24 protein-coding genes are annotated in these 26,144 nt (G+C 36.2%); 12 read left to right on the plus strand and 12 right to left on the minus strand.

Translation table 11 applies throughout. The features are described from left to right. Positions 1–113 precede the first annotated feature (113 nt). The 3 genes from AACZ30_RS00400 to AACZ30_RS00410 are packed head-to-tail and all read left to right on the plus strand — an operon-like array spanning position 114 to position 1,603. Complete coding sequence (locus AACZ30_RS00400; protein WP_208224960.1) at positions 114–476, plus strand: four helix bundle protein; 363 nt, start codon at positions 114–116, stop codon at positions 474–476. Positions 477–517: 41 nt separating this feature from the next. Then, on the plus strand, positions 518–1,108 hold the full coding sequence (gene def, locus AACZ30_RS00405; protein WP_075326270.1) for a peptide deformylase: 591 nt from the start codon (positions 518–520) through the stop codon (positions 1,106–1,108). 60 nt (positions 1,109–1,168) lie between these two features. Next, positions 1,169–1,603 carry a DUF5606 domain-containing protein gene (locus tag AACZ30_RS00410; protein ID WP_339646582.1) on the plus strand — a complete coding sequence of 145 codons (435 nt, stop codon included), beginning with the start codon at positions 1,169–1,171 and terminating at the stop codon, positions 1,601–1,603. A 113-nt stretch (positions 1,604–1,716) separates the two neighbouring features. Here the strand turns inward: AACZ30_RS00410 and AACZ30_RS00415 are convergent, their stop codons facing one another. From AACZ30_RS00415 to AACZ30_RS00435, 5 genes are all read right to left on the minus strand, one after another. Beyond that, positions 1,717–2,970: a hypothetical protein gene (locus AACZ30_RS00415; protein WP_339646585.1), complete on the minus strand. Its 1,254-nt coding sequence runs from the start codon at positions 2,968–2,970 to the stop codon at positions 1,717–1,719. An 82-nt stretch (positions 2,971–3,052) separates the two neighbouring features. Next, positions 3,053–5,542: a DUF5686 and carboxypeptidase regulatory-like domain-containing protein gene (locus tag AACZ30_RS00420; protein ID WP_339646588.1), complete on the minus strand. Its 2,490-nt coding sequence runs from the start codon at positions 5,540–5,542 to the stop codon at positions 3,053–3,055. Between the two features lie 65 nt (positions 5,543–5,607). Next, positions 5,608–6,786, minus strand: coding sequence for an MFS transporter (locus AACZ30_RS00425; RefSeq protein ID WP_075326274.1), 1,179 nt, complete (start codon positions 6,784–6,786; stop codon positions 5,608–5,610). A gap of 7 nt (positions 6,787–6,793) precedes the next feature. Next, entirely contained in the window at positions 6,794–7,258 is a 465-nt protein-coding gene (gene smpB, locus AACZ30_RS00430; protein ID WP_208224964.1) for an SsrA-binding protein SmpB, read from the minus strand. An 89-nt stretch (positions 7,259–7,347) separates the two neighbouring features. After that, the gene (locus AACZ30_RS00435; RefSeq protein ID WP_075326276.1) at positions 7,348–7,782 is read right to left on the minus strand and encodes a lipocalin family protein; all 435 of its coding nucleotides are present in this window, start codon (positions 7,780–7,782) and stop codon (positions 7,348–7,350) included. A gap of 161 nt (positions 7,783–7,943) precedes the next feature. On the opposite strand from AACZ30_RS00435, the gene AACZ30_RS00440 reads away from it, so the two are divergent. Together AACZ30_RS00440 and AACZ30_RS00445 are read left to right on the plus strand one after the other, a co-directional pair. Beyond that, on the plus strand, positions 7,944–8,687 hold the full coding sequence (locus AACZ30_RS00440) for a DUF6503 family protein (protein ID WP_208224965.1): 744 nt from the start codon (positions 7,944–7,946) through the stop codon (positions 8,685–8,687). Between the two features lie 130 nt (positions 8,688–8,817). Continuing rightward, positions 8,818–10,203, plus strand: coding sequence for an NAD-dependent succinate-semialdehyde dehydrogenase (locus AACZ30_RS00445; protein ID WP_075326278.1), 1,386 nt, complete (start codon positions 8,818–8,820; stop codon positions 10,201–10,203). Between the two features lie 61 nt (positions 10,204–10,264). Here the strand turns inward: AACZ30_RS00445 and AACZ30_RS00450 are convergent, their stop codons facing one another. Together AACZ30_RS00450 and AACZ30_RS00455 are read right to left on the minus strand one after the other, a co-directional pair. Then, complete coding sequence (locus AACZ30_RS00450; protein WP_339646594.1) at positions 10,265–10,807, minus strand: phosphoglycerate mutase family protein; 543 nt, start codon at positions 10,805–10,807, stop codon at positions 10,265–10,267. 2 nt (positions 10,808–10,809) lie between these two features. Further along, positions 10,810–11,904: an esterase-like activity of phytase family protein gene (locus AACZ30_RS00455; RefSeq protein ID WP_339646597.1), complete on the minus strand. Its 1,095-nt coding sequence runs from the start codon at positions 11,902–11,904 to the stop codon at positions 10,810–10,812. A 119-nt stretch (positions 11,905–12,023) separates the two neighbouring features. Here AACZ30_RS00455 and AACZ30_RS00460 point away from each other — a divergent pair, with 119 nt between their 5' ends. Next, positions 12,024–12,209 carry a CsbD family protein gene (locus tag AACZ30_RS00460; protein WP_075326281.1) on the plus strand — a complete coding sequence of 62 codons (186 nt, stop codon included), beginning with the start codon at positions 12,024–12,026 and terminating at the stop codon, positions 12,207–12,209. 71 nt (positions 12,210–12,280) lie between these two features. Here AACZ30_RS00460 and clpB read toward each other — a convergent pair whose 3' ends face one another. Continuing rightward, positions 12,281–14,887: an ATP-dependent chaperone ClpB gene (clpB, locus tag AACZ30_RS00465; protein WP_339646602.1), complete on the minus strand. Its 2,607-nt coding sequence runs from the start codon at positions 14,885–14,887 to the stop codon at positions 12,281–12,283. 181 nt (positions 14,888–15,068) lie between these two features. On the opposite strand from clpB, the gene ytxJ reads away from it, so the two are divergent. Next, entirely contained in the window at positions 15,069–15,458 is a 390-nt protein-coding gene (ytxJ, locus tag AACZ30_RS00470; RefSeq protein WP_339646605.1) for a bacillithiol system redox-active protein YtxJ, read from the plus strand. A 92-nt stretch (positions 15,459–15,550) separates the two neighbouring features. Next, on the plus strand, positions 15,551–15,799 hold the full coding sequence (locus tag AACZ30_RS00475) for a hypothetical protein (RefSeq protein ID WP_208224972.1): 249 nt from the start codon (positions 15,551–15,553) through the stop codon (positions 15,797–15,799). 105 nt (positions 15,800–15,904) lie between these two features. On the opposite strand, the gene AACZ30_RS00480 is transcribed toward AACZ30_RS00475, so the two are convergent. The 3 genes from AACZ30_RS00480 to AACZ30_RS00490 all read right to left on the minus strand — a co-directional run bounded on the left by AACZ30_RS00480 (position 15,905) and on the right by AACZ30_RS00490 (position 19,312). Next, positions 15,905–16,999 carry a DUF748 domain-containing protein gene (locus AACZ30_RS00480; protein ID WP_339646609.1) on the minus strand — a complete coding sequence of 365 codons (1,095 nt, stop codon included), beginning with the start codon at positions 16,997–16,999 and terminating at the stop codon, positions 15,905–15,907. Positions 17,000–17,081: 82 nt separating this feature from the next. Then, positions 17,082–17,954: an aldose 1-epimerase family protein gene (locus tag AACZ30_RS00485; protein ID WP_339646612.1), complete on the minus strand. Its 873-nt coding sequence runs from the start codon at positions 17,952–17,954 to the stop codon at positions 17,082–17,084. 8 nt (positions 17,955–17,962) lie between these two features. Further along, positions 17,963–19,312, minus strand: coding sequence for a DEAD/DEAH box helicase (locus tag AACZ30_RS00490; RefSeq protein WP_339646614.1), 1,350 nt, complete (start codon positions 19,310–19,312; stop codon positions 17,963–17,965). Positions 19,313–19,657: 345 nt separating this feature from the next. Between AACZ30_RS00490 and AACZ30_RS00495 the strand changes: the two genes are divergently transcribed. Then, positions 19,658–20,194, plus strand: coding sequence for an NAD(P)H-dependent oxidoreductase (locus AACZ30_RS00495; RefSeq protein ID WP_339646617.1), 537 nt, complete (start codon positions 19,658–19,660; stop codon positions 20,192–20,194). A gap of 2 nt (positions 20,195–20,196) precedes the next feature. Here the strand turns inward: AACZ30_RS00495 and AACZ30_RS00500 are convergent, their stop codons facing one another. Further along, the gene (locus tag AACZ30_RS00500; protein WP_075326288.1) at positions 20,197–21,147 is read right to left on the minus strand and encodes a sterol desaturase family protein; all 951 of its coding nucleotides are present in this window, start codon (positions 21,145–21,147) and stop codon (positions 20,197–20,199) included. Positions 21,148–21,359: 212 nt separating this feature from the next. On the opposite strand from AACZ30_RS00500, the gene pabB reads away from it, so the two are divergent. From pabB to AACZ30_RS00515, 3 genes are all read left to right on the plus strand, one after another. Further along, positions 21,360–22,664 carry an aminodeoxychorismate synthase component I gene (pabB, locus tag AACZ30_RS00505; RefSeq protein ID WP_339646624.1) on the plus strand — a complete coding sequence of 435 codons (1,305 nt, stop codon included), beginning with the start codon at positions 21,360–21,362 and terminating at the stop codon, positions 22,662–22,664. A gap of 121 nt (positions 22,665–22,785) precedes the next feature. Next, positions 22,786–24,096: a tRNA lysidine(34) synthetase TilS gene (tilS, locus tag AACZ30_RS00510; RefSeq protein ID WP_339646627.1), complete on the plus strand. Its 1,311-nt coding sequence runs from the start codon at positions 22,786–22,788 to the stop codon at positions 24,094–24,096. Beyond that, a complete protein-coding gene (locus AACZ30_RS00515) occupies positions 24,093–26,111 on the plus strand; it encodes a cytochrome c biogenesis protein CcdA (protein ID WP_339646629.1) in 2,019 nt (672 codons plus the stop codon). The genes tilS and AACZ30_RS00515 overlap by 4 nt, the downstream gene beginning before the upstream one ends. Positions 26,112–26,144: the final 33 nt, after the last annotated feature.

Below are 26,144 nucleotides of genomic sequence, written 5' to 3' on the forward strand. Positions count from 1 at the left end.
AGGCACTTATAGATGAAATAAGCGCGACGATTATTCTGCAAACTTATTTATACGAGTAGGCTTAAAATGTATAATGCCTATTGAATAATTTATAATTTAAGTTGTTTAATTTAATGAAAACTGACTTAATTAATCGTTCCAACGTGTTTGCGCATAAATGTGTAAAACTAGCGATAAATCTTCCAAAAAATAAATTAGGAAGCCATATTGAGGGTCAGTTAATTAGATGTAGTACTTCGGTTGCAGCGAATTACAGGGCCGCATGTTTGGGGCAATCAAAAAAAGCTTTTATTTCAAAATTAGGAATAGTAATTGAAGAAGCTGATGAATGTATTTTCTGGATAGAATTCGCGAAGGATGAATATCTGCTAAATGAGAAAGATTCAAAAGAATTGATAATTGAAGCCAAAGAGTTGACATCGATCTTTATCGCGTCTAGAATCACCGCGGTAAGAAACCAAAATTCCGGAAAATAATATTATAAATTATTCATTATAAAATATAAATTCTAAGAAGAATGATTTTACCAATTGTAGCTTACGGAGATCCGGTTTTACGAAAAAAATGTAAAGAAATTCCGGAAGATTATCCAAAACTGGATGAGTTAATAGATAATATGTGGGAAACCATGTATAATGCTTTTGGAGTAGGTTTGGCAGCACCACAAATTGGTCGCCCTATTCGGTTATTCCTTGTAGATTCAAGTCCGTTTGCAGAAGATGAAGAACTGGAACTGCAGGAACGGGAAGAACTCAAAAAACTTAAAAAGGTTTTTATTAATCCTAAGATCGTGGAAGAAGAAGGGGAAGAATGGGCTTTTAACGAAGGTTGTTTAAGTATTCCTGAAATTAGAGAAGACGTATTTAGAAAGCCAAAGATTACTATAGAGTACCAGGATGAGAATTTTAATTCACATCGAGATACTTTTACCGGTTTGGCAGCGCGGGTAATTCAGCACGAATACGACCATATTGAAGGAATTTTATTTACCGATAAACTTTCCAGCTTAAAAAAGCGTTTGCTAAAAGGAAAACTCGCCGGCATTTCAAAAGGGAAAATAAAAATAGAGTATAAAATGCGTTTTCCGGAAATGAAAAAAGGCCGGTAATCACTTTGATAATTAGTTCTGGCAGCTGATATTTGCCAGCCAAAATTTAACACACACTTTATGGGATTAGATAAAATATTAGCGATTTCGGGAAAACCCGGTTTATATGAATTAACCGCTCAAAGTCGTGGCGGATTTATTGTAAAATCAATTCCTGACGGAAAAAAAATGGCCGTGAATATTCGCCATAACGTAAGTTTATTGAGCGAAATTGCTATTTATACGTACACGGAAGAAGTTCCACTTGCAGAAATCTTTAAAAAGATCAAAGAAAAGGAAGATGGAGGAGAAGCAATTAGCCATAAATCTAATAAAACTGAATTGGAGAATTATTTCGCTGAAATTCTTCCAGATTATGATGTAGACCGGGTTTATGCCAGTGATATGAAGAAAATCTTCCAGTGGTACAATCTTTTAGTTAAAAACGGCATCACCGATTTTACTACCACTGAAGAAGAAAATTCAGCCGATAAAGATAATTCTGAAGAAGAATAGGCGATCTATGTTCCACTCGTCATTGCGAGGAACGAAGCAACCTTCTTAAAGATTTTTCATTTCTATGACATTCAAAAAAACCTCAGAGGTTCAAAATCTGTGAGGTTTTTATTTTATAAAATATTATAACCAAAATTTAAGGTGATTGGATTTTTTAGTTTACCGTTAAAGCCCTCATTTCTCATTACATTATTTATTGAATAAATAATTTCTAAACTCATTTTCTTGTACCTAATCCCAGTCCCTAGATCTATATTAGGATCTGCAATAGTTTTCTCAAATGTAAAATTCGATTGAAAGTTCTCCAAATTATAGGCTCCAGAAGGGTCTGTTAGGATATTGGCAACAGCAGCACCCTGAAGATATAGGTTTATATCCTTTTCCAGATGATAATAATACCTAATTCCCAAAGGAATTATTATACGAGAATAATCTATAAATAAGTCTTCCTTTTCTCCTGCCCAGGCGTCTGGATTGGAGGGTGTAAATCCTTTTTTGTAAATTAATGTTTCATTTGAGGTTTTGCTGTATTGAAAAGACGGAGAAGATAAAATAGAAAATTTATTATTAAGGAAGGGGAATATGTATTCTATTTCTACACCTAATCGTGGCGATAAGAATGAATCTGAATCTTGTTCATTTGAAAAAGATCCCATTTGTACAAATTTTATAGCCGAATAATATACTCCCGCTTTTACGGCCAGGTTCCATTCTCCTTTTCTTCTTTTATCGGTAAAATTCACGAATTTTTCTTCTTGACAATTGTTGTATTTAGTGAATATTTCAATTAATGAATTGTCTTTATATTTTAAATTAGAGAATTGTACCGGATCTATAGAATGGCATTCCAGATTATTTATTAATTGCTGTTTGTATCTATTGTTGGTTCTTATTTTTGTATCATCAACTAAATACTTTTTAAAAATTAGCGGTTCGATTTTTCCCTTATCCATACTATAGAAAAATCTTGCAGGGAGATTTTTAGATTTGTAAGAATATAAACTTGCTTTACCTTCTATAGCAACCTGCAGGAATAGTGTATCCAGAGTGTAGTTAGGATCTCTCTTATCATCCAAATTTTTATGGTCATCTTTAGAAAGATCTAAATTTACGATGGCTCTTTCAAATTTATAGGGTGTATTTAATATTTCAAAGACTTTTACTTCCTCAATTGATTTGTCTTTAATTTCATCATTTTGGTATAATTTATATTGAAAACCTTCTGGATTTTTTATTGCTTCAGGATTATCAATTAAACATTCTATTTTTTCTCCCTCATTATCGATAAAATATCCCGGTTGAAAATTTTGTGAATAAGATGATAGGCTAAAGCATAAAAGTGTAAAGCTTAATAATAATTTTTTCATTTTTTTTGAAGATGATTAGTGATAGCGAAGATATCTATACATCTTTTTTTAACAAAAAATTAAGGCTTTAATTTTAAGAAAATTAGTCCAATACCCCCAAAAACTTCAGTCCAAAAATAAAAGCGCCTTCCCGTTGGCCATCCATATTGTAGATCACGTAATCTAATCTTAGCAGTCTGTATTTTCCAAAACCGAGATTATCTATACCTACAGAATATTCAGAATAAGGTTTTTGGTCTTCTGTATAAAGTGCGTGCGCCCCAACAACTAAATTATAATTCAACTGATTTAAAAAGGGAATTTTCCCTAAAATCCAGCCTTTAAAATCGTGTTCGGCGTGAGCTTCAGCATAGGTATTATTAGTACTCATCGCATAATAGGGTAAAAGATTAAACCTTGATAAATTGATGAATCCATTGTTTACCCGCGTTTGATTGCCAATAAAATGGCGGTAATCTACAAACGCCATATCTTCAGCATTTAAAAACGTTCCCCCATTTAAGTTATAACCAAATTCACCTTTATTGCCCAGTTTAAATGTTTGTGTAACCGAAGCTTTAAATTGATCGAAATTATATTCTTCTATACTTGCACCAAAACCTTTTTCATAGCCTAAATACAGTGTAGGATATTTCTCGTTGTTAATATTAAATTTCCCACTTGGATAACTCATATATTTTTGTCCAAACCTAATTCGGGTATTAAGGTTTAGTTTAAAAATATCGTGTTCTCTAAATGGCACCGAACCCAAATTATCGGGTTGCAGAGGATTGTTTGAAGTGTATTGCACATCGTCATTATCAATGATTACCTGATCGGTAGTGTTGATTAATGGGTTCCTGCTTTCATAACTAAAGTCTCCAAAAAAATAGAGCCCGTTCATTATTTCCTGCTGATAAGCAATTTCAGCAAAGGAACGTTCGTAAAGCTTCAGGTAATTTCTTTCAAAAAAGATAGTGGTAATATCGTTTAATCGTTCAGAAATTGGAGTTCTGTCATTAATTTGTGCGGTTTCAATTCCGCCGGAAATACTTAAAACTGGCCTGCTGGAATTATTAAATTGTTTCTGAAACCCACCTTTTATCCTAAAGCGGTCATCACTGAATCCATAATTAAGTGTAGAGTACAAACGCCAGAATTCCCCGGAATTCTCATTTTCATTATCATTTTGGCGGTAAGAAATGGTGGTAGAAGTATTCCAGCCCTGCACGGTATTAAAGTGTGTACCCATAAGCGGGGAACTTATATTAAAATACCTGTCTTTGTGGGAATTTTGCCAGGAATAACCGAAAACAGGATCGGTTAAATTGAATTTATTTCGCACGTTATCTATAGAATCTAAATAGGGCATAGAATTTCTAAGTGTTTGAATGCTGTCTTTCTTTACATAATCGTTAATTTCTTCATCTGTTAAAGGCACCGGTCGCAATTTTTCCCAGTAAGCCGAATCTTTTTTATTGGCAGCTTCGGCAAAAGACATTATCTTTCTGCCAAAATCATTTTTATTGAATTCTGGGTCAAAATTATAATCGCTGTAAACCGCTGTAAATCTTCCATCTCCTGAAATTCCAAACATGGCAAATTCAAAATCTACCGTTTGTGAAATTTGAACATAAAACCCGTTTTCTTTAGAAAAGCGGTAGTTCTGTTTAAAATCTAAAGTCTCAATGGGAGGCACCTGTATGGCCTGACCGGTGGTTTGCAATTCTACACCAAAAATTTGCCAAAGCCCTTCAACAATATAAATATGGCCTGAAAAAACACGGTCTTTTTCACGCTTCGGACTTACTTTTATCTTGTTGATGAGGTTCCCATTTTCATCATAAAAAATTCCATCTAACTTATAATCGTAATAGTTAAAAGCATATTCTGCGATTGGAGAAACCATTTCACTATTAATCTCAATGGTATTTTCATAAAATGAAAAATAAGATTCCTGCGCCGAGTTTAAACTGAAACCATTATCGTCGCCACTCACTTTAGAAGCAATAATCTTTTCCTTAAAATCATCGGGACGTTTGTATGAAATTTCAGAAATTGTTTCACTTAAATAAACGATACCGCTTCGGGTAGAGTCGAGTCCGCCGCCAAGATCGCCAACTTCCTGTCCCAGTATTTTTTCCGGGGCATTTTTAATTCGCCATAATCCGCGGGAATAATAATCGGCGGTATAAGCTTCAAGTTTTTCGGCGTTTCGTTTTCTGAAATCTATCGCTTTTCTGATTATCGCGTTTGCGGGATTTTCACCTGAAGAAATATTTACTTCATCCAGACTGGTAGTTTCGGGTATTAAGCTTATATCTAATTCGTGGGGAAATTCTTCAATTGAAATAGTTTTTTTCTGAGTTTGATAACCCAAAAACTGAAAGACTAAATTGTAATCTCCCGGCCTATTTATTTTTAGTTCATAAACGCCATTTTCATTAGTCGTAGTTCCAAATCTCCCATCTTCAGTATAAATATTGACATAGGGGAGCGTTTCGTTTTCCGTTTCGGTAACCTTGCCGGTAATTTGGGCAGTTAAGTTAATTGATGAAAGAATAAGAAAAATGATGATGATTTTTTGATGCATGATGATGAATTTAAGAAGTGGCCAAATTAGGCAAAATAATTATGCTTAGTCTATTTATCTGTTTGCTAAAGCTGTACTTTTTTCTGAAATAATCCCCACAAACCCAGGGCAGGTCCTATAGCAAGCAAACTTAAACTATACACCGGTTCCAATTGATTCAAATAAGTAATTAACTGGATACTCACAATAGTAATGGCAAAACCTATGGAATTTACAATGGTAAGGGCTGTGCCTTTAATTTCCGGTGGGGCGTTTCTAGCTACCAATGTTGAGAATAGAGGTGAATCGGCGACTACCATAATTCCCCAAAAGCATAAAAATGAGATGAGTATTGTTGCTGAAGGCTGTAGAAAAATGAAAGGAAAAATTATACAACATAAACCCGATAGGAGTAAAGCGGTCGCAGCGGTTCGTTTTATCCCGGCAATTTCTGAAATATAACCACCCAAAACACAGGAAAGTCCGCCAATTCCAATAATTATAAATGACCAAAACGGAATATCAAAATTACTTTCGGGAAACGAAATTTTATAAGTCGCTAAAATAATTGGAACAAAAGCCCAAAAAGTATAGAGCTCCCACATATGCCCGAAATAACCAAAAGCAGCGCTAAGCAGATTTTTATTCTTAAAAACGCTAAAAACAGCATCAACTTTAAACTTGCCCTTTGCTTTTCTAAATGGACCGTTGGGAACAAATAGAAAAATTAAAAATCCGCCCAGAAATGCGAAACCGGAAGTGGCAATAATAACATAACGCCAGGGTAGGTTTTCGGTACCGGTGAAAGTCTTTAAAAAATGCGGAAAAGCAGTACCTAAAACCAGGGCTCCAACCAAATAACCGAGCGATTTCCCGAGGCCCTTGTCATAATAATCTGCAGCGATCTTCATTCCTACAGGATAAATTCCAGCCAGGGAAAATCCTGTGAGAAAACGCAGTAGAAGTAAGGAGTTTAAATTGTTGTTTTCGAGAACAATTCCTAGGTTAAAAATTGCTCCAAAAACCGCAGAGATAAAGAAGAGTTTTGAAGGTGGAAACCGGTCGGCAAGGCTAAGAAAAGCAAAGAAGAGCGTGCCCAGAATAAAACCGAATTGTACCGCAGAGGTTAAATGTCCTAAAGCTTCGTCTTGTAAATTAAAATTGAGGTAAAGCTCAGGCATCACCGCATTACCGGCAAACCAAAGCGAGGTGCAGCAAAACTGGGAAAAAACGATTAGCGGTAGAATCTGTTTTGCCGGCTGCATCCAGGATTTATTTGTATTCTTTCTTAATCCTGTCTAATTTTCGTTTGCTTTCGCGGTCTTTAATAGTCTCTCTTTTATCGTAGAGTTTTTTACCTTTTGCAAGCGCTATTTGCATTTTCGCGAGTCCGCGGTCGTTAATAAAAACTCGCAGCGGAATAATGGTAAGTCCGGAATTATTTACTTCTTTTTCTAGTTTTCGTAATTCGCGGCGCTGCAAAAGGAGTTTCCGCTCACTTTTTGGATTATGGTTAAAATGAGTGGCGTGAGAATATTCTTCAACGTGCATATTAATCACGAATAATTCGTGATTCTGAAATTCACAAAAACTTTCGGCTATAGAAGCTTTTCCCTGCCTAATGGCTTTTATCTCGGTACCGGCCAGTTTTATCCCGGCCACATATTTATCGAGGATTTCATATTCAAACCGAGCCTTTCGATTTTTTATATTTATGGTATTGCTGGTCTTCTTCATAAGAAACAAAAATAGGAAGCTTTACAGAAACATTACCTGTATTTACAGAATTCGTAACACTTTATATCGAATTTCCGTTGGATTAGCCGTTATTCCCTTGTAAACCTCTGTTGTACCACTTCTTCTTCCCCGTCATCATCAACATCATCCATTCCTTCTACGAGGAGCGTTTCAGAATTTAGGGTAACAATATCCATAACAACCACATCATTTCCAGAAACGGTAAGACTAATGGTGTTACCAGTCGCGGTGTATGTTCCTTCCTCATCAACGTCTTCTTCACAACCCCATATATCAATCTGTCTGTAAGTTCCGTCTTCGTTGAATTCAACATAATCCTTACCGCAATCTTCGTGGTCGTTATAAGGTGTTTCTTCACCTTCAACAATTAGAGCGTCTATATACCAGATGCCCAGTAATTCTTCATTAATTTGCGGTGTTTCATTTGGTGAATCATCATCTGTGTCACAGGCTGTGAATAATCCAAAGCTTAAAAATGCTAAAAGTAAAATTTGTTTTTTCATAGGTGTATTTAGTTTGAAGCCGCAAAATAGTAAAATGAAAATGAAATAAGGAAAATCACAACTGCTATGTGTGACTAATGTTACCCGTCAATTCATCATTTTATTTACCTTTGCAAACCATTTTGTTATCTCAACAGCCTGTAATCTTTATAATTTTTAAGATGAAAAAATACTTTTTAGGAGCACTTATTATAGCACTCACTTTTGCATGTAATTCTAATGAAGAAACTGCGCAGCAAATTATAGATAAAGCCATTGAAAATGCAGGCGGAGAAAATTATAAAAAGGCCGAAATAAGTTTCGATTTTAGAAAAGGTTCCTATAGCAGTAGTAGAAAAGGTGGGAAATTTGAATTAGAGCGCATCCTGGCCGATTCTACCGGCACCCAATACCGGGACGTAGTAAAGAATGAAGGTTTTACCCGTTATTACAAAGATACCGCAGTACAACTTTCAGATTCTATGAAAAACGTTTATGCAAATTCAGTGAATTCGGTTCATTATTTTGTGCAGCTGCCTTTTGGTTTAAATGATGCCGCAGTAAATAAAGAATTAATAGGAAAAGACACCATTAACGATAAAGAATATTATGAAATAAAGGTTACTTTTAATGCAGAAGGTGGTGGTACAGATCACGAAGATGTTTATATGTATTGGATTAATACCCAAAATTACCACGTAGATTATCTTGCATATAGTTTTGAAGTTAATGAGGGCGGGTTGCGATTTAGAAAGGCTTACAACCCCAGAACTATAGAGGGCATTCGGTTTGTAGATTATGAGAATTACAAAACCGATGATTTGGATACTCCTCTGAATGAACTAGATGATCTTTACGAAGCCCGGCAACTGGAATTACTCTCCAAAATTGAAAACAGAAATATAGAAGTCAATCTTTTGAATTAAATTCTGAAGAATATTCTTACGCACACCTGTTAATTCTTCCTAATTAACGTGTTGTTTTAAAAGCTTTAACAACGCCTTAGTTCACATTCTTTGCCTCAGTTCATAACTTTAAATTTCCAAAAAAATAGTTATGAAAGAGAAAACATTGAAAACCATTAACCCGGCCACGGGTAAAGAATTAGACACTTACGAATATTTTACAGACCAGGAAGCAAAAGATGCCGTGGAAGAATGTCACCAGGCATTTTTAAAATGGCGTGAAAAATCTCCAAAACAAAGAGCTGAGGTAATTAAAGCAATAGGGGAGAAGCTAACCGAATACAAAGCCGAATTGGTAAAATTAATGACTGCCGAAATGGGTAAATTACTCAAGCAAGGAGAACAGGAAATTGATCTTTGTGCAGGAATTTGTGAATGGACAGCAGCCAATGGTCCCGAAAATTTAAAAGATGAAGAACGTGAGTTGCCAGATGGCGGTCGCGGAATAATCACTTACTCACCTATTGGAGTAATCTACGGAATCCAACCCTGGAATTTCCCCGCTTACCAGGTAATTAGATATACAATCGCCAACCTTATGGCTGGAAATGGAGTTTTACTGAAACACGCTGAAAGTGTGACCGGTTCAGGATTACTTCTCGAAAAAATATTTAAAGAAGCCGGTTTGCCCAAAGACCTTTTTAAAGTGCTTTTAATAGACCACGACCAGTCAGATTCTATAATTGAACACGATCTTGTGAGGGGTGTAACCTTAACCGGAAGCCCGGGAGCCGGGAAAATAATTGGTGAAAAAGCAGGCGCTAACCTTAAGAAAACTGTTTTGGAACTCGGTTCTAATGATGCTTATTTAGTACTTGAAGATGCCGATATTAAGAAAGCTGTGGAATGGTGCGTAAAAGGTAGAGTTTATAATAATGGCGAAACCTGTGTGGCTGCCAAAAGATTTGTGGTTACAGAGAAAGTCTACGATGAATTTAAAGAAGCTTTTGTAGAAAAGATGAAGAATTTAAAAGCTGGAGATCCAACCAGTGATGAGAGCGACCTTGGGCCAATGGCACGAGAAGATCTTCGCGAAGAATTGCACGAACAGGTTGAAGACAGTGTGAAGAAAGGAGCGGCAGTACTGTGCGGCGGTAAAATTCCCGATGGTGATGGCTTTTATTATCCTGCTACCGTTTTGGCAAACGTAAAGCCGGGCCAACCTGCTTACGACGATGAACTTTTTGGACCCGTGGCTTCGTTGATAAAAGCTAAAGATGATGAAGATGCAATGCGAATTGCTAATGATAGCCGTTTTGGACTTGGAGGGGGAATTTTCTCTGAAGATGTAGATAAGGCCGTAGAATTGGCCAGTAAGCACTTTGATACCGGGATGGTATTTATTAATTCATTCGGGCTTGCACAACCAAATATGCCTTTTGGCGGAGTGAAAAATTCAGGTTACGGCCGTGAACACGGTGGCTTCGGACTTAAAGAATTTGTAAACGCCAAAGCGATTAATATTCTAAACGGATAATTTTTCGTAATAATTATATAAAAATGTAGTTTGAAAGCTTTTAGTTTTTAAACTACATTTTTTAATTCACATATAAAACTTGTGAAGTTCTTGAATCGTCTGGATGTACGGTTACTATAAATAAACTACCGTAAACTTTTTCATCAATATCCTGGTATTTTTTTCTTCCTAAGATGTAATTTACCCATTCGGGGTTTAGGTTGCTATGCCCAACTACCAAAACTGTTTTATTTTTTGTGTTTTTCTGAAAATCTTTATCGTTTAATTTTTCAGTATTGTAGAACTTAACCTCTTTGTTTTTAGCTTCAGCTATAGGCCGGGCGGTATTTAAGGTTCTTTTGTATTCTGAACTATATATAAGATCAAAATCTATATCCTTGAAGGTTTTTACCCAATCCTGGGTTCTTTTTTCACCTGTTTCGGTTAATTCGGGATCTTCGTTTTGAACATCTGTGGTATCCTTTTCAGCATGACGAATAAAATAATAGGTGGTGATTGCTTCTGAAGGATCTTTGGCAGCTTCCATAATTTCCTCTGGTTCTTTATCTCCAAAATTGCAGGAGGTTAAAAAAATAAGACTCAAAACTAAAAGATATCGTTTCATATTTATTTTATTTCCAGTTCTAAAAGAATAAACTGCGTAATTTGATCACTAAAGCTACTAAAATTATCGTCTGAAACCAGCAACAAAGATTTTTTTCCGTTTAGTAAATCGGGGCCAAAGGTCATTCCTTCAATATTATCTATAGTTTCCTCGGTGAGGAAATTTTTAACCGATTTAAAATCGAAAACCAGTCTTTTTTCAGCATACTGGTAATTAGATTTACGAAGATTTTCCAGTGCTAAAGTATTGGTAGCTTCTGAAGCATCTACATCAAAAATCTTGACCGTATTCCCGTTAGAGCCATACCCGGCAGAATAAGCGCGTTCCAGAACAAGAAATTTATCTTCAGCATATTCCAAAATTTCGGTAACCCCATTTACAGCAAACCAGTTAATTGGAAACTTTGAAATTCCGTCTAATTTATATGCGAATTGTCGTTCTGGCTTTTGCGTATTTTTATTGTATTTGGTAATTCTTACCGGCGAGTTTGTAGCATAGATTTTAGGTTTAGGACCATCTTTTTCCAGTGGAAGTTCCATTGCTACCCAATAAGCTTTTTTATCAAAACTTTCGGCTAAACCTTCAAAAACTCCATTATTTCTGGGTTTTTGTTCTCCCGAAGCTTTAAAATATTCCGGAATTTCGTAAGCTGATAAAAATTCTCCCTTGGTAGAAATATGAAAAACGGAGGGATCTTTCCCATTTTGAATAGAACCTTCGGCTGATAATACTAATTCATTTTTTTCAGCATCAAATCTAAATCCTTCTAGATCGGGCGTGTGTTGTTTGTAAAACTCATGGTTTCTATTCAATTTAATAACTTCAGTAATTAAAACTGTGTCTATAGATCGGTTCAACAAGGGAATTTCAGCTTTATAAACTCGCGGATTGGAAGCCTGGTCGCAAACCAGGTAATATTTGCCATTGTAAAAATCTATACCTGAAAGTCCGCCCACTTTGGTTTCTTCAACTTCAAGATTTTGCGGGAGTACCACATCGTCTAAATAGCGCAATTTAATATTTGAATTGTCAATATTTTTTGTTGTAGCGCAGCCAAAAAAGCTTACAGCCACCAGGAGTAAAAGGAGTTTTTTCATCAAGGGATTTTAGCTTCAAAAATAACAAATCCTTAAGAGAAATATGGGAGTTTATTGAGAGTTTAAGCTGGCTTCATATTGTAAATTGAAATTATTATTAACACCTAAAACCATATATTATGAATAATGATCAGTTAGAAGGAAAGTGGAAACAAGTTAGAGGTCAGTTTAAGCAAAAGTATGGTGATGTGACCGATGATGATACCACTTATTCTGAAGGAAAATTTGATGAAATGCTTGGTCGTTTACAGGAAAAAACCGGTAAGACTAAAGAAGAATTAAAAAGAGAAATTGATAGTATGTAATTTGCAACTATGAAAAAGAGAAAAGGCTGGATAAATTTTTATCCAGCCTTTTTTTTGATTCTCATCTAAAATTATTCGGTTTCTACCGGGTTGGTTTCATTTCTAAATACCAACTCTTCGTTAAACTCATCTATTAGAATAATACTGTCGGTTTTAATATTTCCCGCGAGAATTTCTTTAGATAGTTTATTCAAAACTTCCCGCTGAACTACTCTTTTTACCGGCCTTGCGCCAAACTGTGGATCAAAACCGCGACTGGCAAGGAAACTAATTGCTTCATCTGTAGCATCCAGAACAATGTGCTGTTTTTCAAGCATTTTCTTAACCTCTTTAAGCTGAAGTGAAACAATTTTCCTGATATCTTTTTGCGTTAAAGGACTAAACATAATAATATCGTCTATCCTGTTTATAAATTCTGGTCTTACGTTTTGCTTCAGTAACGCCAGCACCTCTGTTTTTGCAGATTCCATTGCGGTATCCAGGTCTTTCATATTTTCATATTTATCCTGAATAATATGGCTTCCCATATTGGAAGTCATAATAATAATGGTGTTTTTAAAATCGGCCAGGCGTCCTTTATTATCGGTTAGTCTTCCTTCATCCAGCACCTGCAATAAAATATTAAAAGTATCTGGGTGGGCTTTTTCAATTTCATCTAAAAGCACTACAGAATAAGGTTTTCTTCGCACTGCCTCGGTAAGCTGGCCACCTTCGTCGTAACCTACATACCCTGGAGGCGCTCCTACCAAACGACTCACAGAATGTCTTTCCTGGTATTCACTCATATCAATTCGCGTCATTGCTGACTCATCGTCGAATAAGTATTCCGCAAGAGCTTTGGCTAGTTCGGTTTTTCCAACTCCCGTGGTTCCAAGAAACAAGAAAGAACCAATTGGCCGTTTTTGATCCTGTAAACCGGCGCGACTTCTTCGTACCGCATCACTTACAGCAATTATGGCTTCTTCCTGCCCAACCACACGTTTATGTAATTCGTCTTCAAGTTTTAATAACTTTTCACGATCGCTTTGCAACATTTTAGTCACCGGGATTCCGGTCCATTTTGCCACAACTTCAGCAATATCTTCGTTGGTTACTTCTTCCTGGATAAGTGATTTTTCATTCTGATTCTCGGCTACGGTTTTTTGCAATTCTTCCAGCTTCTCCTGGGCTTCTTTGATCTTTCCGTAGCGAATTTCAGCTACTTTCCCGTAATCGCCTTCACGCTCTGCACGTTCTGCTTCAACTTTAAAGTTTTCAATATCAGATTTTAAATTCTGAATATTATCTACCACGCCCTTTTCATTCTGCCAGCGCGCGTGCAACTCGTTTCGTTCTTCTTTTAGGTTTGCCAGTTCAGCCCGCAGTATTTTTAGCTTATTTTCATCTTTTTCGCGTTTTATTGCTTCAATTTCAATCTCCAGCTGCATAATTCTTCTATCCAGAACGTCTAGTTCTTCAGGCTTGGAGTTGATCTCCATACGTAATTTAGAAGCCGCTTCATCCATTAAATCTATGGCCTTATCGGGCAAAAAGCGGTTAGTAATATAACGCTGAGATAATTCTACCGCGGCAATAATTGCTTCGTCTTTTATTCTAACCTTGTGGTGAGTTTCATATTTTTCCTTAATTCCGCGTAAAATAGATATTGCACTTTCAGTATCTGGTTCATTTACAATAACTTTCTGAAACCTTCTTTCCAGGGCTTTGTCTTTTTCAAAATACTTCTGGTATTCATCTAAAGTAGTGGCTCCAATTGCACGTAATTCACCACGCGCCAAAGCAGGTTTTAAAATATTCGCTGCATCCATAGCGCCCTGGCCGCCACCGGCACCCACAAGGGTATGGATTTCATCTATAAAAAGCACGATATTCCCATCACTGGAAGTTACTTCTTTAATAACTGCTTTAAGGCGTTCTTCAAACTCGCCTTTATATTTTGCCCCGGCTATAAGCGCTCCCATATCCAGGTTATAAATCACCTTATTTTTTAGGTTATCTGGAACATCGCCAGCAATAATTCTATGTGCCAAACCTTCGGCAATTGCCGTTTTACCGGTTCCCGGTTCTCCAACCAACATAGGATTGTTTTTGGTTCTTCGGGAAAGGATTTGCAAAATTCTACGAATTTCTTCGTCACGGCCAATTACAGGATCCAGTTTTCCTTCTTGGGCCATTCGGTTTAAATTATTGGCGTATTTATCTAAAGAATTATAGGTTTCTTCTGCGCTTTGTGAAGTTACACGATCACCTTTTCGTAATTCTTCTATTGCTGCTTTTAAAGATTTCTCAGTCGCGCCCTGGTCTTTTAAGATCTGGGCTACTTTACTGGAAGATTTAAAAATTGCGAGAATAAGATGCTCAATAGAAACATACTCGTCATTCATCTTTTTGGCGATTGTAGAAGCTTCGTTAACCGCTTTTCCTGCTTCGCGTGAGAGAATAATATCACCTCCGCTTACTTTTGGAAAACTCTGTAAGGTTTTATCCAAAATTTCGTTGAAGAGGTTGACGTTTATGTTTAATTTTTTCAATAGAAAAGGCGCTACATTTTCGTCTACAATACTTATTGCTTTAAAAATGTGTTCATTTTCAATTTGCTGATGGCCTAACTCCTGAGCAAGTTGTTGTGCCTGCTGGAGGGCTTCCTGGGATTTTATGGTAAAATTATTAAAATTCATAGTCGTTTATTTTTTGAAAGAATAAAGCAATTGATATACCATTAAAAAATTAAGACAAAATGGCTGTTATTATTCAGAAATTAACGCCAAATTGGCACTTGGGTTAAAGTTTTGAAAATAATTTTGATTTGAGAAGGAGATTAAATTTATTAAGAATTAATTTTATACGAAAGAAATAACTATGGGATTACTAGATAAAATTTTTAAAAGTGATGGAGATGAAGCGAAAGAAAAAGCTGAATTTCCCTGGACAGATTTAACCGATAAAGACCAAATTACCATCGCGAAGGAAGAATCTAAAGAAAAAACGATAGGAATTTTTAAACATTCTACAAGTTGTGGGATTAGTAAAATGGTTTTGAAAAATTTTGAAAGGCAGTATGAGGAAAATGAAAATGCAAAACTCTACTTCCTGGATTTAAGAAAACATCGTGATGTTTCTAACGCGGTAGCAGATGACTTGAACGTGAGGCACGAAAGTCCGCAGTTAATTATTCTGAAAAGTGAAGAAGTGGTGCACCATGCTTCCCACCAGGATATTGATGCAGCGAAATTTGAAGAGTTAACCTAAGAAATAAATTCTTGTTAAAACTGCCAGTAAGCTGAGTTTGATGAAATTCCATTTGTATCTTTTATCTACAAAAACCAATAAATTAAATTGTAATGGCTAAGAAGGAAGATATTAAAAAAATGGAGGAGAACTGGGAGTCTTTAAAAAAGGAGGATAAAAACCGGGAGCAGGAAGAATTTCGTGATCTTAAGCAAAAAGAACGCGATAGGGATAAAAGCAAATCCAAGAAGCAACCGAATAAAGAAGATTCTACAAAAACCGGGAAAGCTAATGCCCGTGAAGAGCGCGAGTTTATGGATCAAACCCAGAAAGAGAAAACCGCAAAGAAAGATAAACTGTAAAGGCCGTAGAATACTTTATATTTAGTTCAAAATTTTATAAGACCTGCCCAGATTATTCAATGGAGCAGGTCTTGCATTTATTTTTTTCAGGAAAACGATTAAGAGTTATTCTTTTGCACTTTCCTGTTTTGCATCTTCAAACTCAATATCTGAGTCTATAGATCCTTTAAAAGCTTCAATCCAGGCATTTTTAAAGATATTCAAGACTGTTGTCCAAACGCCAGATTCAACATTATTTAGGTCTCCTTCTAAAGGAACACGGGTGGCCAAAGTATCAGTGCCCTGGTTTTTGAGAGCGAACTTAAAAAAACCAACAAAACCTTCCCATAACTTCTTGAAAATTCCGCCATCATCATCTTTTTCAATAAGCTTAGTGTTAATCAACATGGGTTTTATATAACCTTTCAGAAATCCATTGGCTATAGCAAGTTCACTGTATAATTCAAAGGTTCCACTTTCAAAATCCACTCCCGCGTAGCGGCGGGTAATTTCGTTTAACGATGTAGCCTCAGCTTTTTTTAGACTAAATTCCATATCCATATCGGGAATTTGCTTTAGCAAATTTAGGTTTCCATGAATTTCTACATCGCCACCGCCCATAGAAACAGCATTGGCCCATAAATGGGAAGGAAGTTCTTTTTCCCTGTTTACAACATTGCTAAGATTATGTGCTTCTAAACTAATTTTTTCTAAAAACAAACTAATTTGAGGATCTGCAGATACTTCTACAAAATTCGCAGTTCCGTTATGTACTACAAAATGGTTTATATCTATAGGTACTAAATTGGTGAGAGCTTTTGTCCAATCTTCAACATCTGCTTCATCTTTCTTTTCCTGGTTTTCAAAGATGTAATTGAAATTAGGATCTTGCATCTCAATTTCACTCACAATTTTACCTTTAAATAAAGAGCGCCAATCTATAGAAATATCACTATATGGAAAGTCTAACAGCGGTTTTTCTCCCTGGGAGTTTTCTTCCCGTAAGATTAAACCTTCAATTTGGTAGGCGCCACGCCAAAGAGAAAGATCAACATCTGAAACACTACCTTCATAGCCCGGAATATTATTGAGGGTCTTAGTAACATAATTTTCTAAAATATAGGGAAGTGCAATCCTACCAATAATCAATAGCACGACGATAAGAACTGGTAAGACATACCTTTTCTTAGTGTACTTTTTTCTTTTCTCATTTTTACTCATGCCGAGAAGTTTATGCTAAAATGAGATTAAAAATCAGTATGTTAAGTTAAAAAATTTTTAAAAATGCATCAGCAAAAAAAAGCTAATGAATATTAACCGTATAGGAAGCTTCAAAAGTTTTATTGGTTTCTAGAATTTCAATCCCTTCTTTGGTTTTTAGGTTTTGATCGGTGCCTTCAATATCGGCAATTCCCAGCCAGGGTTCAATACAAACATAGGGTGCGCCCGGTTTTGCCCAAATTCCCAGGTTTTTAAAATCTGGATATTCTACTGATAAAATTGCACCAGAATTTTTACTTTTTAATGCAACTTTTTTAGACCGAATATTTTTGAAAATCAGTGCGTCTTTAGCGAAGAGCTCTTTATGTAGTCTAATTTTATCTTCATTGTCTAATATTCCCTCGGTGTTGTTACTTACTAGTCCATCTTCGCTTAAAACATGGGTTCTTAAGTCCATTTTCTGGTCAAATTCCAGGTAATAATCTTCGTAAACTTCATTTTTGCTAATAGGAGCATTAAACGCGGGGTGACCGCCCAGTGAAAAGTAAAGGGGTTTTTCATCTAAATTGAAAACTTGATGTTTAATTTCCAGGCTTTTTTTATTCAGAATAAATGAAATTTCAAACCTGAATTTAAATGGATAGATTTCTAAAGTTTTTTCTGAATATTCCAGTTGAAATGCTAAAGAATTTGAAGTTTTTTCCTTGAATTTAATTTCTTCATTATACCTAATAAACCCGTGTTTAGGCATTTTGTAACTTTTTCCTTCAAAAATATATTCCCCGTTTTTTAAGACACCAATTACCGGAAACAAATTAGGAGACTGGCTTGCCCAAAATTCAGGGTTTCCCTGCCATAAATGTTCAATACCTGTTTCCAGGCTTTTAAGGCTGGATAATTCTGCGCCAATGGGATTTACCTTTATGCTTAAGAATTCGTTCTGTAACTCGTACATTTCAAAAATTATTTTTTCTTTCTTCTGTTTGCATTTTTATCCCCGCGAGTTTTTGGCTTTTTATACTTTTTGGCAATTTCTCTTCGGTAAGATCCACCAAGATTCTCTTTCCTGTTTTTTTCTTTTTTCTCGTGAAAAGCAGGGCCGGGAGCGTCTTCGTCCTTTTTCTTTCCGGGGTTATTAATTTCAAAAACCTTAGGTTGCTCTTCCGGAATTAATTCTGACGAAATTTCTATTTCCGCCGGTAATTCTTCCTGCGGAACTTCCATTTTCATCAAAGCTTCAATTTTTTCAAGCGATTCCAATTCAGCTTCCGTAGTCATCAATATCGAATTCCCTTCCTTTTCGGCCCTTCCGGTACGCCCAATTCGGTGCATATAGTTTTCAGGATATTTTGGCGTATCAAAATTAATCACATGGCTTACCGATTCAATATCAAGACCTCGCGCCATAACATCGGTTGCAACTAAAATTCGGCAAAATCCACTGCCAAATTGTTTGATACTGCGTAAACGATAATTTTGGGTTTTATTGGAGTGAATCACCGTGCATTCATCCTGGAAATACTGTTCTAATTCCGCGTAAAGTCGGTCGGCCATTCTTTTGTAAGCCACAAAGATCAACACCTTGGAGTAAGTTTCTTTATCGGCCAAAAGATGTCTCAGTAAATTTACTTTAGTATAGAAGTTCGGGATTTTATAACCGGTTTGTTTAATATTATCAAGCGGTGTTCCGCTGGCAGCTACAGAAATAGTTTGCGGACTTTTAAAATTAGCCTCGATTAGATTTTCAACATTTTCAGTAATTGTTGCTGAAAACATAATGTTTTGTCGGTTCTGCGGAAGCAATTCAAAGATATTATTGATCTGAAATTTAAAGCCCAGGTCTAACATCACATCTACTTCATCTATCACTAATTTCTGAATAGATTTTAACTGAAGCGCGCGCCTAAGCACAAGATCGTACAATCTGCCCGGAGTTGCTACCACAATATCCTGCCCCTGTAAAAGCGATTGATGCTGCGTGTTCATATTTACACCACCATAAATACCGGTGATACGAACATTCATATAAGCGGTTAGTTTTTCAATTTCTTCAACTACCTGCACCACAAGTTCCCGTGTAGGCACCAAAACCAGGACCCGCGGATTTTTTTGTTCCGAATATTTAAGCATCCGTAATATTGGAAGCATATAGGCAAAGGTTTTCCCGGTACCGGTTTGCGCGATTCCCACCATATCTTTCCCAGACATAATTGTAGAAAAAGATTCCTCTTGAATGGGCGTGGGCGTGTTAATGCCAATATCTTCCAACGCATTGCGCAGGGGAGTGGTAATATTTAAATCCTGAAAAGTCACTAAATGAAGTTTTTATGAACCGGCAAAGTTAGTGAAACTCTAATTTAAAATTGCTTCTGGCAATTTTAAATTAGTTAGTTGAACTAATCCCGCCGCAGGATGGAAAATAATCTTTAAAGGTTCTGAATTATTTTATTTTCAAAAACCGTCATGCTGAACTTGTTTCAGCATCTAAGATGAATAAATGTAAAACTCAACTTAGACCTCCGATAGAAATCGGAGCAGGCTCTGAAACTAGTTCAGGGTGACGATGAAACTAAGAATAATGAAAACTCACAAGTTTTTCAATTCTATCAATAAGGAATCATTGCATTTATTTCGGTATTTTTGGTAAAAATCATTTAAATGAAAAAGATCCTTGCCTTTGCCGGTTCCAATAGTAGTACTTCCATTAATTTTCAGTTATTGACATACGTGGCCAGTCGCATACAGGGGCACGAGGTGAAAGTTCAGGATTTTACCCAGTATGAATTACCAATTTATAGCGCCGATAGAGAAAAAGAGAAAGGTATGCCTATAGGCGCCACCATAATTAATAATATTATTAAGGACCATGATGCATTGGTAATTGCGGTGAATGAACATAACGGCAATGTCTCAGCTTACTTTAAAAATATAATCGATTGGCTTTCCCGATTAGACCGTAATTTCCTTGAGGGAAAAAAGATTTTATTGATCAGTACTTCTCCCGGCAAGCGTGGAGCCGCATCAGCTTTAGAATATACTAAAGGAATTTTACCAAGATTTGGCGGCGAGATTATAGAAAGCTTCAGTTTACCTTCTTTTAATGATAATTTTAAAGAAGGGAAGGTGCTAAATGAAGTACTGGATATGGGAATAGAAGATGTGTTAACCACTTTTTCTCATCAACTGGAAGAATAATATTATCTCGCTTTTTTTATATTGAATTCTTCGTTGGCCTTGCCAATACTGGACAATTCAGTTTCAGATTTCCCTGTAAGTCCCATATCTTCCTTGTGTTTGTCTACCGGGCTTCCGAATAATATAAGCCAGGCTTCTTTTAGTGATTTAGCCTTCCAGATATCTTTGCCAACCTCAATCCATTCGTGGAATACGAGGAAAAAAGGATTGTAGGAATTTACCGGTTTGGTAATACCATAACGGGGTTTTTCATCTTCTTCCTGGAAAGTTCCAAAAATACGATCCCAAAAGATAAAAGTAGAACCATAATTTTTATCCAGGTATCTTTCATTTACCGAATGGTGTACCCGATGATGCGATGGAGTGGTAAAAATATACTCGATTGGCCGCGGTAATTTTTTTATTAATTCGGTATGAATCCAGAATTGATAAAGCACTTCCAGTTGATGCACAATAAAGAATACCAATGGATGAAAGCCCAACAAAACTACCGGTAAAAAGAAGATGATCTTTAAATTCTGCGTCCAGGATAATCTAAAAGAAGTTGATAAATTATAATGTTCAGAAGAATGATGAACCACGTGTGTAGACCACCAGAAACGTTGTTCGTGGGCAAACCTATGTGCCCAATACCTGCTAAAATCCAATAATATTAAACACAAAACATAAGACCACCAGGTATGTGGAATTTTAAATGGCGCCAGATTGAAAAAGAAAAGGAACACCATAAAGACTCCTATTTTCATAAACCCGTTCAGGATTAAATTACCAATCCCGATAGCTGTAGAAGCTAGAAAGTCTTTCCCCGAATAAAGATTTTTGTACTTTTTTCTACCAATAAGGAATTCAAGTAGAACAAAAAAGAACATAAGCGGAGCCACAACCCAAATAACAGTAGTGAAATCAAGGTTTTCTATATCGGCTAAAGTAAGTTTTTCTGAATCTGTAAACATTGGCAGTATTAAATCTTTATCTTGAATTTGCTCCTGGAAGGACTTGACTTAATATTAAACTTTTTTCCTGCGATTTCAAAAGTATTTTTAGTTAATTTTTTTCTGCTTTTACAAGGCTTTGTTTTCATTTAAATTTTTGGCAAAATCACAAAAGATTTTAAATATGTGCTACGTTAAATTGTTCTTACCTTTGCGCCCAAAATTGAAGCCAGGTGCGTACTAAATTAACTTACACTTTAGAGGAACCATTAAAATTCAAACAGCAGCTATTGCAATGGAGTAAGCAGTTTGAAGAAATTGCCTGGCTGGACAGCAATAATTTCCATCAGGAGCACGGCGAATTTGATGCTTTGCTTGCCGTGGGTGCATTTACCGCTATAAAAACCGATTACCACCAGGCTTTTTCCAAACTGCAGGAATACCAACAAACTACCAAAGATTGGATTTTTGGTTACCTTTCTTATGACCTTAAAAATGACGTGGAAAGACTTTCTTCTAAAAACCACGACGGACTGGATTTCCCGGATCTCTATTTTTTTCAGCCTCAAAAATTATTCTTGCTGAAAGGAGACCAGTTGGAAATGCGATATTTAAATATGCTGGACGATGAAATTGAAGAAGATTTTACCGAAATTTCAGATCTTCCAATAAATCAGATTGGGAAAGGACAACCGGAAACCGAAAATTCAGAATCAAAAATACAAGCCCGAATCTCTAAAGAAGAATACCTTCAAAAAGTCGAAAAAATGCTCGCTTATATTCAGCGCGGCGATATTTATGAAGCAAATTTCTGCCAGGAATTTTTTGCTGAAGATAGAGAGATTGAGCCTTTTAAAGTTTTTCAGGATCTTAATGAACTTTCTGGTCCTCCGTTTGCTACTTTTCTCAAACTGGAAGAACATTATTTACTTTCGGCTTCACCAGAGCGCTATTTAAAGAAATCAGGAGCAAAATTAATTTCCCAACCTATAAAGGGAACAGCCAGGCGCTCACAGAATCGAGAAGAAGATATCAAAATTGCAGAGGAGCTTGCCAAAGATCCAAAGGAACAATCTGAAAACGTGATGATTGTAGACCTGGTGCGAAACGACCTTTCTAAAATTGCGAAAAAGGCCAGTGTAAATGTAGATGAACTTTGCAAGGTATATTCTTTTAAACAAGTGCATCAAATGATCTCTACAGTTTCTGCCGAACTTGATGACGGCATTCCGCCGGTAGAAGCTTTGCGAGCAACATTTCCTATGGGAAGTATGACGGGTGCGCCAAAGATTTCAGCAATGAAAATTATAGAAGAACTGGAAGAAACAAAACGCGGACTCTACAGTGGCGCCGTAGGTTATTTTACTCCAAACGGCGATTTCGATTTTAACGTGGTTATACGCAGTATTTTATATAATTCGGCTAAAAAATATGTGTCTTTTTCGGTGGGTGGAGCAATAACAGTCGGTTCAGATCCAGAAAAAGAGTACGAAGAATGTTTACTAAAAGCGTCCGCTATGAGAAAGGTCCTTTCTTAGAATTCCTAATTAAAAAATGTCTTAAATCAGTCGTGGATTGCTCCGTCCCAAATAGTAATCATAAGATTCTGCATACTGCTTACTTAAACACTGCCAACTCTTTTCGTATCTTTGATTTTCTATGGAAAAAGCTTTCAAAAATGAGATCAAATCTCAATTTCCGTACCTGTGTAACACCAGGCTTTTGCTTGCAGTAAGTGGCGGGGTAGATAGCGTGGTACTGGCTCATTTATGCAATTCGGCTAAACTTGATTTTGCTGTAGCACATTGCAATTTTAACCTTAGAGATGAAGAAAGTGACGCCGATGAAGATTTTGTAACCGATCTTGCAAAAAGGTTAAGAGTGAAGCTTTTTGTAGAGAATTTTGATACCGAGCAGTACGCTAAAGATAATGGTCTGTCTATCCAAATGGCGGCACGAGATCTTAGGTATGAGTGGTTTGAAGAATTAAGAATAAAACATCAGTTTGATTATACTCTCACGGCTCATCACGCGAACGATAGTTTAGAAACTTTTTTTATTAATTTATTACGAGGTGCCGGTCTGGAAGGTTTAAGCGGTATAAATGCTGACAGTAATAAGATAATAAGGCCTTTGCTTAATTTCTCCCGAAAGAAAATAGAAGCTTACGCGAGAGATAATAATATTGCCTGGCGAGAAGATAGCACTAATGTATCTACAAAATATCTTCGGAATAAAATTAGGCACGAGATTGTTCCCATTTTTGAAGAATTGAATCCGCAGTTTTTAGAAACTTTTTTAAAAACCCAATCTCATTTAAAAGAAAATGAGGAATTGGTAGAGGATTATATGAGTTTGCTCTACCCAAAAATTATAGGTAAAACAAAATACGGTTACAGCCTGGATATAAATTATCTTAAAAAAGTACCGAATACTTCAGCCATTTTATACCAATTGCTTAAATCTTTCGGCTTTACCGAATGGAACGATGTATACCACTTATTAGATGCACAACCGGGAAAAATGGTTTTTTCAGCTTCACACAGGTTAATAAAAGACCGGGATTATTTACTGCTTACCGAAATTGATAAAACTGAAAATAAAACTTATAAAATTGCGAAAAATGAAGATTTTGCAATGTTGCCAATGGGAACTTTTTCATTTTCAAGAGTTAAAGAAATAACAGAAAAAACTTCAAATTGTATTTATGTAGATCCTGAAAAATTGGATTATCCGCTCACGGTAAGAAAATGGCAGGAGGGCGATATATTTTATCCTTTTGGGATGAAAGGAAAGAAGAAGTTAAGCGACTTCTTTAAAGACAAAAAATTATCTTTGCCCGAGAAAGAAAACAGCTGGTTGCTGTGCTCTGGCGAAAAAATTGTTTGGGTGATTAATCAGCGTGCCGATAGGCGTTTTTCAATTATTTCACCCGATCAAAAAATTATAAAAATTACTTTCAGTTTATGAAATATCTGGCGAGTCTGCTCTTATTTTTTATTCCATTTATCCAATTACAGGCACAATATTTTGACGACGGGAGCGGGGATTCCCAAATGGCAGATCCCATAAGCTGGGAAGCTTCCGTAGAAAAGGAAAACGATAGTATCTTCACGCTTATTTTTACTGCAAATCTTGAAGATGGCTGGCATTTATATTCGCAAAAAGAAGCCGATATTGATATTGCACCAATCGCCACGACTTTCTCTTATAATAATGCTGAAGAAAATTTTGAACTTATTGGTGAAACTACAGAGCCAGATATTGAACCGATTTACGACAAGGTTTTTGAAGCCGATATTACCTATTTTGAAGATGAAGCGGTTTTTACGCAGCAAATTAAAGTACAGCCTGAAAGTGATCCTGAAATTATTGCCGAAATTTATTTCTCTGTTTGTGATGATGAAAAATGTTTGCCTCCGGAAACCGAGCGTTTCAATATTTCTCTTGAAGACAATGAAATAACCGCAGGTTTTACCGATCTGGAAATTTCTGAAAAAGACAAAGAACTTACCGAAGCATTAAACATTAATGTTTCAGGAATGGAGAAATTTGCGCCTGAAGAGAAAGAGGGTAATAATTTTCTAAATATTTTTCTACTTGGTTTTATTGGTGGTTTAATCGCTTTGCTTACACCTTGTGTTTTTCCTATGATTCCACTTACGGTTTCATTTTTTACCAAGGGCGCTAAAAACCGACAAAAAGGATTAGTTAACGCGATTTTATACGGTTTTTTCATATTCATTATTTATGTTTTGCTCAGCTTACCTTTTCATTTACTGGACAGTGTAAATCCTGAAATTCTCAATAATATCTCCACAAATGTTACGCTGAATATTATTTTCTTTATCATTTTCATCATTTTCGCGTTCTCTTTTTTCGGTTATTATGAGATCACCTTACCGAGTTCCTGGAGCAATAAGATGGATGATAAAGCTTCTAGCGTAGGCGGTTTTGTAGGCATCTTTTTTATGGCGCTTACTTTAGCTTTAGTTTCTTTTTCCTGTACCGGCCCTATTTTAGGTTCACTGCTTGGTGGATCGCTTACTAGCGATGGCGGTGCGATGCAGCTTTCTATGGGAATGGGTGGTTTTGGTCTTGCGCTGGCGCTTCCTTTTGCACTTTTCGCTCTATTTCCTAACTGGCTTAATTCTTTGCCAAAAAGTGGCGGTTGGCTAAATACGGTAAAAGTAACCTTAGGTTTTATAGAATTAGGACTGGCCTTTAAATTCCTTTCTAACGCCGATCTTGTGGAACATTGGGGACTTCTAAAGCGTGAAATTTTCCTTGGAATATGGATTCTTGTAGGTTTAGGACTTATGGCTTATTTATTCGGATTTATTCGTTTTCCTCACGATGGGCCTAAAAGGAAAATCAGTAAAGTTAGATTTGGTGTTGGTGTGCTTACTTTCTTATTTGTACTTTATTTAATTCCCGGTTTAACCAATACTTCTGCAGCGAATCTTAAACTTCTAAGCGGTTTTCCACCCCCATTATTTTATAGTATTTATGACAAAGGTACCGAAGCACCTTTAGGCCTGGAAGCTTATAAAGACTGGGATAAAGGCCTGGAAGCCGCCCGGGAGCAAAACAAACCTATTATCCTGGATTTTACCGGTTGGGCCTGTGTAAACTGCCGGAAAATGGAGGAGCAGGTTTGGAGTAATCCAGAAGTTTTTGATGTTTTAAATGAAGAATATATTCTCATATCCCTTTATGTAGACGATAGAAAAGAATTGCCGGAGGCAGCGCAGTTTAATTATCTAAAACCAAAAGGCGGAATAAAATCAATTGAAACTATTGGTGATAAATGGGCAACTTTTCAAACCCTTAATTTTAAAAATAATTCCCAACCATTTTATGTGTTGCTGGATAATGATGTAAATCTTCTTAACGAACCTGTTGGTTACACGCCAAACGAGTCAGAATATCTTACCTGGCTTCAGGAAGGTCTTACTAAATTCCAGGAGACAGCGGTAAAATAATCTAAAACGGGTTAAGCCAGGAAGGCATAGAAG

Source organism: uncultured Salegentibacter sp., assembly GCF_963972535.1.
Lineage (GTDB): Bacteria > Bacteroidota > Bacteroidia > Flavobacteriales > Flavobacteriaceae > Salegentibacter.